Annotated in this window: 13 protein-coding genes, 1 rRNA gene and 1 riboswitch; of the genes, 8 read left to right on the top strand and 6 right to left on the bottom strand. The window is 64.1% G+C overall.

All coding sequences use genetic code 11. The annotated features are described in order from the left end of the window. Window positions 1-121: 121 nt before the first annotated feature. Window positions 122-1,681 carry a carboxylesterase/lipase family protein gene (locus CH281_RS25135; RefSeq protein ID WP_094695825.1) on the bottom strand — a complete coding sequence of 520 codons (1,560 nt, stop codon included), beginning with the start codon at window positions 1,679-1,681 and terminating at the stop codon, window positions 122-124. A gap of 101 nt (window positions 1,682-1,782) precedes the next feature. Here CH281_RS25135 and CH281_RS27075 point away from each other — a divergent pair, with 101 nt between their 5' ends. From CH281_RS27075 to CH281_RS25105, 6 genes are all read left to right on the top strand, one after another. Next, a complete protein-coding gene (locus CH281_RS27075; RefSeq protein ID WP_179274290.1) occupies window positions 1,783-2,448 on the top strand; it encodes a hypothetical protein in 666 nt (221 codons plus the stop codon). A 116-nt stretch (window positions 2,449-2,564) separates the two neighbouring features. Then, a complete protein-coding gene (locus CH281_RS25125) occupies window positions 2,565-3,962 on the top strand; it encodes a sugar porter family MFS transporter (protein WP_027497956.1) in 1,398 nt (465 codons plus the stop codon). A 62-nt stretch (window positions 3,963-4,024) separates the two neighbouring features. Next, a riboswitch (TPP riboswitch) is annotated at window positions 4,025-4,124 on the top strand. Beyond that, window positions 4,118-4,840, top strand: coding sequence for a TenA family protein (locus CH281_RS25120; RefSeq protein WP_032383717.1), 723 nt, complete (start codon window positions 4,118-4,120; stop codon window positions 4,838-4,840). (Overlaps the previous riboswitch by 7 nt.) Window positions 4,841-4,863: 23 nt before the next feature. Further along, window positions 4,864-5,850: an ABC transporter substrate-binding protein gene (locus CH281_RS25115; RefSeq protein ID WP_045840965.1), complete on the top strand. Its 987-nt coding sequence runs from the start codon at window positions 4,864-4,866 to the stop codon at window positions 5,848-5,850. Further along, the gene (locus tag CH281_RS25110) at window positions 5,828-6,664 is read left to right on the top strand and encodes an ABC transporter permease (RefSeq protein WP_032385082.1); all 837 of its coding nucleotides are present in this window, start codon (window positions 5,828-5,830) and stop codon (window positions 6,662-6,664) included. Before CH281_RS25115 ends, CH281_RS25110 begins: the two co-directional genes overlap by 23 nt. After that, complete coding sequence (locus CH281_RS25105; RefSeq protein WP_094695824.1) at window positions 6,657-7,394, top strand: ABC transporter ATP-binding protein; 738 nt, start codon at window positions 6,657-6,659, stop codon at window positions 7,392-7,394. Before CH281_RS25110 ends, CH281_RS25105 begins: the two co-directional genes overlap by 8 nt. Window positions 7,395-7,406: 12 nt before the next feature. On the opposite strand, the gene CH281_RS25100 is transcribed toward CH281_RS25105, so the two are convergent. Then, window positions 7,407-8,669 (bottom strand): LCP family protein, encoded by a 1,263-nt coding sequence (locus CH281_RS25100; RefSeq protein WP_094695823.1) that lies wholly within the window; start codon window positions 8,667-8,669, stop codon window positions 7,407-7,409. A 20-nt stretch (window positions 8,670-8,689) separates the two neighbouring features. Next, on the bottom strand, window positions 8,690-9,346 hold the full coding sequence (locus CH281_RS25095) for an FMN-dependent NADH-azoreductase (protein WP_094695822.1): 657 nt from the start codon (window positions 9,344-9,346) through the stop codon (window positions 8,690-8,692). 65 nt (window positions 9,347-9,411) lie between these two features. On the opposite strand from CH281_RS25095, the gene CH281_RS25090 reads away from it, so the two are divergent. Further along, complete coding sequence (locus tag CH281_RS25090; RefSeq protein WP_032389982.1) at window positions 9,412-9,774, top strand: helix-turn-helix domain-containing protein; 363 nt, start codon at window positions 9,412-9,414, stop codon at window positions 9,772-9,774. 17 nt (window positions 9,775-9,791) lie between these two features. Here the strand turns inward: CH281_RS25090 and CH281_RS25085 are convergent, their stop codons facing one another. Together CH281_RS25085 and CH281_RS25080 are read right to left on the bottom strand one after the other, a co-directional pair. After that, a complete protein-coding gene (locus CH281_RS25085; RefSeq protein WP_027497963.1) occupies window positions 9,792-10,112 on the bottom strand; it encodes a colicin immunity domain-containing protein in 321 nt (106 codons plus the stop codon). Window positions 10,113-10,342: 230 nt separating this feature from the next. Next, window positions 10,343-11,110, bottom strand: a complete 768-nt coding sequence (locus CH281_RS25080; RefSeq protein ID WP_032365542.1) for a hypothetical protein — start codon at window positions 11,108-11,110, stop codon at window positions 10,343-10,345. A 183-nt stretch (window positions 11,111-11,293) separates the two neighbouring features. On the opposite strand from CH281_RS25080, the gene CH281_RS25075 reads away from it, so the two are divergent. Beyond that, window positions 11,294-11,578, top strand: coding sequence for a GNAT family N-acetyltransferase (locus tag CH281_RS25075; protein ID WP_027497965.1), 285 nt, complete (start codon window positions 11,294-11,296; stop codon window positions 11,576-11,578). A gap of 1,116 nt (window positions 11,579-12,694) precedes the next feature. On the opposite strand, the gene rrf is transcribed toward CH281_RS25075, so the two are convergent. Next, window positions 12,695-12,791 (bottom strand): 5S ribosomal RNA (rrf, locus tag CH281_RS25065); the annotation flags it as partial.

The following is a 12,791-nucleotide window of genomic DNA, read 5'->3' as shown; positions in this document are numbered from 1 at the left end:
TCAATTGTTACCGCTGTGACTCCAGCGGCCGGTGTTCTTGCTGTTACGTTCGATGCATGCCTGTGACGTCCCGAGCAGGAGTGAAGCCTGCGGAACGACCCGGCGGCGGGCCGGCGACGGGTCAGCTGAATCCCACCACCCGGTCGCCCCAGGCAGCGCGCATGTCTCCGTCGGGATCGTCGACGAGCGTGTCGGACGTATCGATCACCAGAGTCCATCGATTCTTCTCGGTGTACGGGGCCCAGTGCTTGGACGCGTCCAGCGCGGCCGGTACTCCGTACCGCGCGAAGGCCAGCCACCGCCGCTGCATCCGGGCCGACACCGCCATCGCCGGTTTCCGACCCCCCAGCCAGAAGGTGGGATCTCGGTTGAGAGTTCCGAAATTGCCGAACACGTACGGCAGTTCGGTCGCGTGGCCGGCCCCTACTCGCGCGGCCTTGAGCATCGGCGTCGCGTGATCGAAACGGTACATCCAGGTCGGCGAATGCCTACTGTGCCCGTCGGCGATCCACAGACTCGGCATGACGAAGCCTGCGTCACGCGAGATGGCCTGAGCCCCAGCAGGTTTGTTCCTGTCCGGGTAGGCGGCCATGATTTCTGCGATGCGCGAGGCGGGCATGTCCGCGTGATCGTGCGCGATGGCCCGGAACATCTCCGAGACGGTGTCGGATGTGATCGGCATCAACGGGGACTTCATGAACCGGAAGATCGAGGGCTCGTCGTGGTTGGTACCGATGATCAACGGAATTCTGTGCGAGAGACCTTTTTGAAAGGCCGCGACCGGGTAGCGGGGCACGATGTCTCCGTCGACGACGGGCGAAAGTCCCAGTGTCCCAGGAACTGTGGTCGGAATCTCGTAGCAGAGAGTGTCCCCCGCGGTGACCAGTCTGCTGAAGTGCATCTCGAGCAACTCGCCGACGTCCTCGCGGTCGACCCCCACGAGCTCGAGGAACCGGGCGGCCACCGCAGCGCCGCGTTCGGGACCGTACACGGACGTGGCCGGGGCACTTTGCACGATCGCTCGATGGAAGAGCCCCTCGGCCTTGGGCGAGGTCATCAGAGTGGTGACCGACGCGCCCCCGGAGGACTCGCCGAAGACGGTGATCTCGTCGGGGTCCCCACCGAAGGCGGAGATGCACTCCCGGACCCATTGCAGCGCCGCAATCTGGTCGCGCAAACCGAGATTGGTCTCGAAGACGTGTTCGTCGGTGGAGAAGGACGACAGATCGAGAAAGCCGAATGCGCCGAGACGAAAGTTGATCGAGACCACGACCACGTCGCCGTTCTCGCTCAGATGTCGCCCGTCGTACACCTGTTGCGCGGACGAACCGAGCGAATACGCGCCGCCGTGAATCCACACCAGCACCGGACGCAGTTCGCCGTCGGGCCGTGGCGCCCACACGTTGAGCGACAGGCAATCCTCGGAGATCGACAACGACGGATCGATCGGGACCGGGCTGTCGCGGCCCTGAGGTGCCATCGCACCGAAGTGCAGACCGTCGAGCACGCCGTTCCACGGCTGCAGGGGACGCGGTGCTCGAAACCGCAACTCACCCACCGGCGGCGTCGCGTACGGAATACCCCTCCAGGCGACGGTCGGCGATGCATCGCCCGTAACCGGGTAGCCGAGAACGTCGCCGTACGGCGTGCTCACACGCACGGTGGAGTCGGACGTGTCCATCGCACCTCCCTTCGGGTCGTTGCTCAACGTACCAACTCCATCCCCGACGCCGGCCTCCTCGAAACCCCCGCCAGCGCTCCCATCGAACCGAGGAACGAGTCATGAAGAGAATTGGATCCGCCCTGGCGGCGGTCGTCGGAGTGTGTCTGTTGTCTGCCTGCGGTTCGAGCGGCGGAGGTGACGGACCCATGGCGACGGTCATCACCGACCGCCCCCAGCCGATCACCGCGGTTCCGACCACCGACCGTGGCCTGCCGTCGAGCAGTGTGCCTTCCACGCCGTCCTCCGCGACACCGTCCAGCACCACACCGTCCAGCACCGCGAAGACCACGCCGAGTGCCGTTGCGCATCAAGCGAACCCGACACAGTACGCGGGCAAGGCTCCGGGCTGGTACTACTTCACGAGCCCCAGCGGCAAGTTCGAGTGCGGTATAGCCGTACAAGAGACGTCGATCGCCGGTTGCCACGGCTCGCTGCCCGACTCGGCCCCCGAGGTGACCGACAGTGCATCCTCCGACCGGGTGAAACCCAATTCCGTGCAGATCATCGCCGGCTCCCCGGCGAAGTTCGAGAGCCTGGGCGATCCCAAGTTCCACCGATTCGACGGACCCGCGGCGGCACTCCCGTACGGCGAAGAACTCACCGTCGCGGGTAGCGGATCCACCAACGGGCTTCGATGCAGCGTCGACGAGCAGACCGGAGTCACCTGCACCGATCAGGTCGGCCACGGATTCACCGTCTCGGACGACGATTTCGACCTTCGCTGACGGCGTCGTTCGCGCGGCGAAAGACCAGGCGTAATGTCCCAGGACGGTACGACAATCCCTGCCGTACGGTCTCCCCAGCGGCCGGCGCCCGCGCGCGGCCAGAAGGTGCATCACACATGAATCAGACCTCGGACCGTCACACAGCGAAGGTCATCGGCGTCAGCGTCGCCGCCGCTGTAGGCGGCTTCCTGTTCGGCTTCGACAGTTCGGTCATCAACGGAGCTGTCGATTCGATCGAAGACCACTTCTCTCTCGGCTCGTTCACCACCGGCTTCGTGGTTGCGATCGCCCTGATCGGCTGCGCGATCGGTGCCTGGTTCGCCGGTAGCCTCGCCGATCGCTGGGGCCGCAAGAAGGTGATGCTGCTCGGCTCGGCCCTGTTCGTCATTTCCTCGGTCGGCTCCGGGCTCGCGTTCAGCGTTCCCGATCTCATGCTCTGGCGTGTGCTCGGCGGTCTCGGCATCGGTATCGCGTCGGTCATCGCACCGGCCTACATCGCCGAAATCGCGCCCGCCAAATGGCGTGGCGCGCTGGCCTCGCTGCAGCAATTGGCGATCACCATCGGTATCTTCGCTGCCCTGCTGTCCGACGCCCTTCTCGCGGGTGCGGCCGACGGAGCCTCCAACGACCTGTGGTTCGGTGTCGAGGCGTGGCGCTGGATGTTCCTCGTCGGTGTGGTCCCCGCTCTGGTCTACGGAATCCTGGCCACCCTGATCCCGGAGTCACCCCGCTACCTGGTGGGTCAGCATCTGGACGAGGAAGCCGCCGCGGTTCTGGCGAACATCACCGGCGAGCTGCATCCCGACGAGCGAGTGCACGAGATCAGGCTGACGCTGCGCAAGGAGGCCCGATCGTCGTTCGCCGACATCCGTGGCCCCAAGTTCGGTCTGCAGCCGATCGTCTGGGTGGGCATCACGATGGCCGTCCTGCAACAGCTGGTCGGCATCAATGCGATCTTCTACTACTCGACGACGCTGTGGCGGTCGGTCGGGTTCACCGAGGACCAGTCGTTCACCACCTCGGTCATCACCGCGGTCATCAACGTGGCCATGACGTTCGTGGCGATTCTGTTCGTCGATCGCATCGGCAGGCGCAAGCTGCTGATGGCGGGGTCCATCGGAATGTTCGTCGGACTCGTCATGGCGTCCGTCGCCTTCTCGCAGGCGACCGGCAGCGGCGACGAGGTCAGTCTGCCGTCGCCGTGGGGTGCGATCGCGTTGGTCGGGGCGAATCTGTTCGTCATCTTCTTCGCATCGACCTGGGGACCGATCATGTGGGTCATGCTCGGCGAGATGTTCCCCAACCGGATGCGTGCCATGGCTCTCGGTATCGGTACGGCTGCGAACTGGATCGCCAACTTCGCTGTCACGCTTGCCTTCCCACCACTGACGTCGTCCGTCGGACTGTGGGTCATCTACGCCGGCTTCGCGCTCTTCGCTGCGTTGTCGTTCCTTTTCGTCAAGTCCAACATCCGCGAGACCAAGGGCATGGAGCTCGAGGACATGCTGGGCTAGACCCAGGCCGAGGTGAAGGGGCAGTAACACCGGCACATGGTGACCGGTGTTACTGTCACTGACGTTCTGACACGGGGTGTGTCCGCCGATGCGGATGCTGAGATCAAACCCGCCGAACCTGATGCAGGTAATACTGACGAAGGGATGTCAAGGCGATGACGCCTGTTGTATCTGCGGACCCGGTCCGCTTCACCGATCGACTCTGGGACGCATCCGCGCACATCAGACGCGCGATCGACGATCTCGAATTTCTCTGCCTACTCGGTGCGGGAACCCTTCCACTCGACGCGTTCCGTCGATATCTGGAACAGGATTCGCTGTATCTCGGTGGCTACGTGAAGTCGCTGTCCCTGCTGGCAGCGCACGCGCCGACACCGGTGGCCGGAGCCTTCTGGGCCGGCGCTGCAGCGAGTGCGATGGACGAGGCCGCCTCGCACGAGGCCATGCTCACCGGAGACGTTCTCCCGCCCTCCGCCGAGACGCCGACGCCTTCACCGGCATGCCTCGGCTACACCTCCTACCTGACGGCCGTCGCCGCGACCGAGCCGTATCCCGTTGCGGCGGCTGCTGTTCTGCCGTGCTTCTGGATCTACGCCGACGTCGGCCGCTCGCTCGCCGGAGCGGCGAAAGCCGTGCTGGCACGCGATCCCGGTCATCCCTACGCACAGTGGGTGGCCAACTACGACGCACCCGAATTCCATGCCATCGTCGATGCCGCAAAGGGCTTCGTCGACGACGCGGCCGACTCTGCGACGGAACTGCAGCGTGAGCAGATGATCGACGCCTTCGTCGTTGCGTCGAGGTACGAATTGATGTTCTGGGACAGCGCATTACACCCCACTCCGTGGCCATCGACCGAGAGCGCGGTGCACGCATGAGAACGTCTCGATTGCTCACGGTGATGGTGGCGACGGTCCTCGCGACTACGGTGATGGCCGGCTGCTCGCAGTCGACGGATTCCGACACCATCCGTTTCGCCCTCGACTGGACTCCCAACACCAATCACACCGGCCTCTACGTCGCCCTTCAGGAGGGTTACTTCGCCGACGCCGGGCTCGATGTGGAAGTACTGCCGTACAACAACACCGCCGCGGACACGCTCGTCGATGCAGGTAACGCCGAGTTCGGTATCAGCACCCAGAGTTCGACGGTCTTCGCAAGATCGGCCGGCGCCCGGACCGTGTCCGTCCTCGCACCACTGCAGCACTGGGCCACCGGCATCGGAGTGCGTGCGGATCGGGACGACATCGCGAGCCCACGCGCACTCGACGGCAAGGTCTACGCCGGTTTCGGTGAATCCGGCGAGCAGGCCGGGCTCCGGCAGGTCATCGAGAACGACGGTGGCACAGGCGAATACGAGACCGTAGTGCTCGGCACATCTGCCTACGAGGCGGTGTACTCCGGCACTGCGGACTTCACCGTGTCCTACCTCGCGTGGGAGGGCATCGAGGCAGAGCACAGCGGAACGCCGATGAAGTACTTCGACTACACCGATTACGGGTTCCCCGACGCTTACGCCATCACCATCAGCGGGAACGAGCCGTGGCTGGCTGCGCATCCGGACGAGGCGAAGAAGTTCGTGCAGGCGCTGCAGCGTGGCTACCAACTCGCAGCGGACGATCCGGACAGGGCGGCTCAGGATCTGATCGACGCCAATCCCGGCACGTTCACCGACGAGTCGTTGGTGTTCGAGAGTCAGAAGATGCTCGCAGAGAAGTACATGAAGGATTCCGCGGGCGAGGTCGGACGACAGAGTATCGACACGTGGACCGCGTACTCGAAGTTTCTCTACGACAGCGGGGTACTCACCGATCAGAACGGTGCGCCGCTGAGCGCCGAACCGGACTGGTCCACCTATTTCACCGATGACTACCTCGGCGATCGATGAGCCGGTGACCGCCGAGCGAGATACGTTCTCGCTCAGCGGTGTCCGAGCTTCGTTGCGGTGGGCGTGGCCCGCGGTGACCGTCGTCGTCCTGTCGATCGCGGTGTGGCAGATCTATGTCGAGGTGAGCGGCATCAGGCCACAGGTACTGCCCTCCCCCGGCCGCGTTCTCACGCAAGGCTGGGCCCAACGCGAGGCGATTGCCGAGAATGCCGCAGCGACACTGCAGGTGACACTCGTCGGGTTCGCAGTCTCTCTCGTGCTGGCCTGGCTGCTCGCCATCGCCGTGGACTTCTCGCCGTGGCTGCGCCGTGCGTTCGTACCCTTGTTCGTCGTCTCGCAGACACTGCCGATCATCGCCATCGCACCGCTGCTCATCATCTGGTTCGGGTTCGGCCTGTTACCGAAGATTCTCGTGATCGCACTGGCGACGTTCTTTCCCATGGCCATCGGGCTCATCGAGGGGTTCGCCGCCGCAGATCGCGACGCGCGAGCCCTCCTGTCCACCATGGGGGCCGGCCGCTGGCAGCAGTTCCGCTACGTGCGGCTACCGTCGGCACTTCCTCGATTCTTCACCTCGCTTCGCATCGGCATCACCTACGCCGTCGTCGGTGCGATCTTTGCCGAATACGCGGGAGCTACAGCAGGGCTCGGTATCTACATGAGTCAGCAGAAGAATTCGTTCCGTACCGATTTGGTACTTGCAGCCGTTGCCGTCACCGCGGTGATCAGCGTGCTCCTGTTCGTCTCGACGTTCGTGGTCGAACGCGTCGTCGCCCCGTGGGCACGTCAGGGGTCGGCGGGCCACAATGTCTGAACTCGAGCACAGCATCGACATCTCGGCTCTGAGAAAATCGTTCGGCGGAAAACCGGTACTCGACGGCGTGTCGTTCGGCGTCCGGCCCGGTGAATTCGTGTCGATCATCGGTCCGAGCGGCTCGGGTAAGAGCACGGTGTTCAACATGCTCGCCGGCCTCGATACACCCGATTCGGGCTCGGTCAGAGTCCCGCCGTGCGCGTACATGCCGCAGAAGGACCTGTTGTTCCCGTGGCGATCGGTGCTCGACAACACCTCGCTCGGCCTCGAAGTACAAGGCGTCGCAAAGAAGGCGGCACGAGCTCGGGCACGCGAGTTGTTCCCGGTGTTCGGTCTCGACGGGTACGAGTCCGCTCGCCCGTCCGAACTGTCCGGTGGCATGCGGCAACGAGCAGCACTGCTGCGCACCGTGGTGCAGGGACGGTCGGTGTTGCTGTTGGACGAGCCCTTCGGGGCATTGGACTCGTTGACCCGTAGTGACATGCAGGCCTGGCTGCAGCAGGTCTGGTCGGAGTTCAGGTGGACGGTGCTGATGATCACCCATGACATCCGCGAGGCGGTCTACCTGTCCGATCGGGTGGTGGTCCTCTCGCCACGACCCGCCCACGTTCGACGGCAGGTCGACGTACCGCTGCCTCGACCCCGGGAGCTCGAGATCGTCACGACGCCACAGTTCGCCGCCGTCGAGAAGCAGTTGATCGAAGTTCTGTCGAGCACCCCGAACCATTGACCGATGCAGGGCTCAGTCGACGCAGGGGATGCCGCCGTTGCTGTGCACACCCTGATCCGGGGCGGCCGGTAGATCCTGGGACGGCGCGGGTACGGCTACCTCGAGCGGTGGTGGTGCCGGATCCGACGTCGGATCGAGGGCTGCGGGCGTCGGCTGCGCAGGACCGATCAATCGCGCTGCCTCGGCTCTGATGGCGTCGACGTCGACGAGATTGACGTCCTGACCGTCGACGGTGTCGTAGCCCGTGATCGGCAGCGTGTAGAAGTCGATATCACCCTTCATGACGGCACCGGCTCCCCCGGCCAGGCCGATCGGGTCGAGGCCCGCGTCGATGACGATGTCGTTCTTGGTACCCGCGATCAGCGCACGCAATTCGCTGATGTTCGCCAGCACGCCGGATGCGCTGAGCTTGGCCATCACCCCGGCCACGAACGCCTGCTGCCGTTTGGTTCTGTCGAGGTCACCGTTGTCGAGTCCGTGCCGTTGACGCACGAAGGACAATGCCTGAGTCGCGCTCAATTCCTGCGCACCCGCAGGGAAGTCCGCACCCGAGTACGTATCGTGCACCGGGTTGTTCAGGCAGACCTGGATCGGGCCGACTGCCGTCGCCACGTCGTAGAACCCCAGAAGATTGACTTCGGCGAAATGGTCGATGGGCACATCGAGGAGATCGCGAACGGCCGTCAGCGTGGAGCGGCGCCCCGCCTCGCGTGCTCGACGCTCACGCTCGGCCGCGTCGGTGACACCCTCGTCGAGCAATTGGGTGTCGGCATCGGCCTTGGCGAGCCCGTAGGCCTCCTTGATCTTGCGCTTGCCGTACCCGGGAACGTCGACGTAGTCGTCGCGCGGTATCGACAGCGCTGTCGCTCGTCCACCGCCGGCCGGAAGATGCACCAGCAGAAGCGTATTGGTGTTGTATCCCCCGACGTCGCTGTCACCGGCATGCAGGGTGTCGGTGACGAACGCGGCCGGCAGATCGTTGCCGTCCATGTCCTTACGACTGTCGAGCCCGATCAGCAGAATGTTGGTGTCGGCACCGTTGACATCCGGATCGTTGTTCGCGATACCGTCGAGCGCATCGGAGGTGGTCAGTCCGGTGGTTGCCTCCCGGTACACCGCGAATCCGACGCCACTGACTGCGACGGACGCCACCGCCGCCGTCGCGACGAGCACCCGGCCGATCCGCAGCGCAACAGCGTGGTCGCCGGACGGACGCGCCAACCGGTGGCGTCCTGGTCCACGTTCGATGCCGCTACCAGGGCCGTTCGGTTGCACCCTGACAGGCTACTCGGCTCTCACACGGGCGAGATCGTGCCCAGACGCCGCGCGAGCTCGTCGACGGCCGAGAATGCCGCGTCGAGGCTGGCCCGAGCCTGCGGAATCTTCGGTGCCAGACCAGCAACCCGCTCGGCAAGGGTCAGGTCGATCGGGACGAAATGCACGTCCATGCCCAGTGCAACGCCGAGAACCTGCCGCAGCTGCCCCGTGGTGTGGTCGATCGACGCTGCCTCCGAGCCCGGGGTGTACTCGTTCCCCCGACTGGTGACCACAACCGCAGGCTTGCCGACGAGTGGTGCTGTGTCGCCGTCGAACGGCACCGTGATTCCTGGAACGTGCACGTAGTCGATCCACGCCTTCAGCGTCGACGGGATCGACCAGTTGTACATCGGCGCACCGATCAGTACGACGTCCGCGGAGATCAGTTCCTCGATCAGCTCGACCTGAAGAGCCTCGGCTGCCGCGTCCACGGTCTCGTCGGCAGTCCGCAGGTGCGGTGCCCAATGCAGTGCCGAGGTCGGCAGATGTGGCAATGCATTGACGTGCAGATCACGGCGAATCACCGAATGATCGGTTCCGATGGTGTGCCACGCGTCCGAGAAGTGGGCTGTCACCCGACGGCTGATCGAACGGGACAGGTCGGCAGACGAATCCAGGTGCAACAACTGCGGCACTGAAACACTCCTCGGATGGTGGGTGTCCCGAGCCTAGGCGAACCGGACGCTCCTATCCTGGTCGGATGGACTTCCGATTCGTCACCCGCGCGCTGAGTTCGCGCTCCGCCGCACGAATCACGACGGCACTGCACGAGAACACGGACACGGACGTCGATGTCCGTCTCGGCGGAGTGTCGGTGGACCTGGACGACCCCGCGCGCGCTGCGGTGCTCGAACTGCTCACCCAGCTGGCCACCGCCAGGGCTGTGGCCATCGGAACCGTCGAAGAACTGCTGACGACCTCGCAAGCGGCAGAGGTACTCGGTGTCTCCGACACCTACGTCCGGCGCTTGGCAGACGCCGGAGACCTACCGATCGAAATGCGAGGCACCCACCGACGCTTCCGGCTGGAAGACCTTCTGCGACACCGTGATCGATTTCGCTGACGGGCTGCGGCGGCCGATCAGCCGGCCTCGCGCTCGAACTGCTCGGACTGCAATGTCATGAGGTCACGAAACGCGTGGCCGGCTGCACGCCACAGCTGTTCCGCATCGATGTAGTCCACGCCGCGAAGGTCGACGTCTCCCAGATACGCCCCGACGTCGACCGACAGCATCCCGATCACCGACGACACCTCTGCATCGAGGTACGTCACCCGCGTGTTCTGGAGTTCTCGAAACTGCGTCGAGAAGAACTCCGCCGGAATTCTCCGATCGACGAACTGTGCGATGAGAAAAAGGAAGCGGGACGAATGAGCGGATGCCGCTCGGTATGACTGCTCCATGGTGAATACCTCTCCCCACGGTCGACAGCACCCCTCGCACTGTCGACCGTCGAGCTCGCTGAGACCCGAAACCCGATGCACAGACGAACTCTCGAGCATCGATTCGACCCAGCGATTGAAACAGGGAGCTCGTCGTACAAGCGCCAGGTTAATCAGACACTTCGACGGTTTCCGCACCTTGCGCGAACTTGGTGAAAGCTCACAAAATCACCGCGTTCACCTGCTAGTTCTTACTGAAAGGAACCGAGAGGGGCGCGATCGGGAGTGTCCAACTGCCAGAACTGCCAGCCGTCCCGCTCCTCGACATCTCCACTGATATGCGTGGCGACGGCACTGGCGGCGACGGACGGGTTGTCGAAGCGTCGACCCTCCATCGGCCCGGCCGTGATTTCCAGGCGCTGAGTGTGCGGGTCGAATCGCCCGCTGAGCCGGTATCCCTCGCAATCGGCCACCACCCGTACCCGGTTGTCGATCACTTCCTCTTCGACGACGACCTTGGACTTCCGCGTTGCTTTGACCCTGGGCGTGCGAACCCACGTCTGCTCGGGTCCGACGTCGACGGACGTGTCCAGGGTGGCGCTCAGTCCCAGCAGTTCCCAGCGTTCACTGCCGTGAGCCACCCTGTCGACTGCAATGGCGTGATGCCCGGTTCGCGTCCGCAGCGGTGAATCCTGTACCCACAGATCCACTTCTCCGCGAATATCCGACGCCATCTCCTCGGAGGACACCATGTAGAACCGCGGTTCCTCGGTTGCCAGGTCCACGAACACCCAGTACGACGACCCCGTGTCGTCGCTCTCGAGCGACTCGTCCTGCCTGCGGGCCTTCCAGTCGCCCGTCACCTTCGATCGCACCCGCACGATGCACGAGGACTTACCGTCCATCGACCAGACCTGAACGGGATTGCGACGCGAGGTGGTCAGACGCTCCGCGCGTCCACCGCGCTGCGCGACGGTTCTGATGAAAGCCTTGATTCCCCGGTCGGATGTGTCTTCCACGGTTTGCCGCCTTAAGCCTCGAGCGCCCCGTACTTATGAAGAGAGGTGTTGCGACGGGTGGCGCTCGCACGACTCGGTTTCCCTCAGCCTACTGCGTCGATGCGTGCTCGAGTAACTACCGGAAGATCGCCGTTCGGCTGCCGGTTACCGTGGAGACATCGAATACTGCCAGGAGGTACCGCAATGCCGGTGACGATCACCCATGACACCGCCGCCCACCGATTCGAGATTCACGTCGACTCCGAGCCGGCCGGGTACTCCGAGTACTTCGAGTCGAACGGCGTCCGAACCTTCCACCACACCGTGACACTGCCTCGGTTCCGCGGCCGAGGGCTGGCCGCCGCGCTCACCGAATACGCCCTCGACGACACCAGCACGCAGGGCCTCCAAGTGGTCCCTGCATGCTGGTTCGTGCGCGACTTCATCGACGCAGCCGGCGATCGATATTCACATCTGGTCAAACGATGACCGGTCAGCGATGTGCCGAGACGAATCCGGACCCGATACCGGATTCAGAACTGTCACCGTTTCCGGGTGTTTCCTCGTCGTCCCAAGTGGCTTTCCCGACCGATTCCTGAACGGGTTCGATTCGTTCCTGTGCCGCAACACTTTCCGCAGCCCGCTCGGCTGCTACGCGACGCCGTTCGTAGTTCTCGACACCCCGGGCAACCCGTTGTCGATGTTCACTCAAGACATGTTCGTAGTACATCTGTTCTCCTACAGAAAGAATGGACGCCTCACACGGAGCACAGCCGTGCGGCGCAAAATAGTCGACGCGTCGTTGTCGAGGCTCATCGGCCTCGATCCGCGAAAGCTCTACTCAGAGAGCGTAATCGGCAATAGCCGCGGATCGCGTGTAGACGACGCCCCGGCCTGCGAGCTCGAAATTTGCTGCCATTGTCCACCTCCACGATCGATGCGATGTACCCGTACGACGATCATGCACTGCCGAGGCATCGAACTCCACTGATTAAATTCCGCGCTCGAGAATTGTTGTGCAGCTGGACTTTTTAGGGGCGCACTCGAACGAGTGGTGGAGTGTGGCCCGACTACTTCGATTCGATCGGTCGGTAGGCCTTCCCGGTGTACGCGAACGCGCGCGCGTTTGTCAGGTACGCGCAGTCCGGTGTCGCTGTTCTGCTCGCGTGTGGCAAACGCGCTCGCGTGTGCGAACGGGGTGGGGGTGGCGTCTCAGCGGCCGACACGGCTGGGGATCACCGATCCCCTTTGTCTGCGCGATGCGCTCGCGTATGCGACGGGGGTTTGGTGTTGCGCGTGAGCGTCCGGCCCTGTCGGAGGCGACGTGGTGCCGGCACCTCTGGTGCTATGCGAATGCGCGCGCGTTTGTCAGGTGCGCGCGGTCTGGTGTCGCTGTTCTGCTCGCGTCCGGCGATCAGGCGCGCGTTCGCGACTCGACGCGAGGGGACGGGGCGGTCCGTATGGCGATGATGGGACTGGGGGGTGCACGTGTGGATGCCTGCGCGTTCAGGTCAACGAAAGCGGCGAATACTGTTGCGTGGGTGGTGGTTTCGAATGCAAACAACCCCCGACCGTGATGGTCGGGGGTTGTTTGGTTCAAGTTGTGTTCGGCGGTGTCCTACTCTCCCACACCCTGTCGAGTGCAGTACCATCGGCGCTGGAGGGCTTAGCTTCCGGGTTCGGAATGGGACCGGGCGTTTCC

Origin of the sequence: Rhodococcus sp. 06-221-2 (assembly GCF_002258365.1) — a bacterium.
GTDB classification, from domain to species: Bacteria; Actinomycetota; Actinomycetes; order Mycobacteriales; family Mycobacteriaceae; genus Rhodococcoides; species Rhodococcoides fascians.
This window is presented reverse-complemented; position numbering and strand designations above follow the sequence as displayed.

Excerpts from the sequence above, each read along its gene's own strand:
- CH281_RS25085 (WP_027497963.1), bottom strand. The coding sequence starts at position 10,112 with ATGGAGCAGTCATACCGAGCGGCATCCGCTCATTCGTCCCGCTTCCTT.
- CH281_RS25115 (WP_045840965.1), top strand. The coding sequence starts at position 4,864 with ATGGTGGCGACGGTCCTCGCGACTACGGTGATGGCCGGCTGCTCGCAG.
- CH281_RS25125 (WP_027497956.1), top strand. The coding sequence starts at position 2,565 with ATGAATCAGACCTCGGACCGTCACACAGCGAAGGTCATCGGCGTCAGC.
- CH281_RS25135 (WP_094695825.1), bottom strand. The coding sequence starts at position 1,681 with ATGGACACGTCCGACTCCACCGTGCGTGTGAGCACGCCGTACGGCGAC.
- CH281_RS25090 (WP_032389982.1), top strand. The coding sequence starts at position 9,412 with ATGGACTTCCGATTCGTCACCCGCGCGCTGAGTTCGCGCTCCGCCGCA.
- CH281_RS25110 (WP_032385082.1), top strand. The coding sequence starts at position 5,828 with ATGACTACCTCGGCGATCGATGAGCCGGTGACCGCCGAGCGAGATACG.
- CH281_RS25120 (WP_032383717.1), top strand. The coding sequence starts at position 4,118 with ATGACGCCTGTTGTATCTGCGGACCCGGTCCGCTTCACCGATCGACTC.
- CH281_RS27075 (WP_179274290.1), top strand. The coding sequence starts at position 1,783 with ATGAAGAGAATTGGATCCGCCCTGGCGGCGGTCGTCGGAGTGTGTCTG.
- CH281_RS25075 (WP_027497965.1), top strand. The coding sequence starts at position 11,294 with ATGCCGGTGACGATCACCCATGACACCGCCGCCCACCGATTCGAGATT.
- CH281_RS25105 (WP_094695824.1), top strand. The coding sequence starts at position 6,657 with ATGTCTGAACTCGAGCACAGCATCGACATCTCGGCTCTGAGAAAATCG.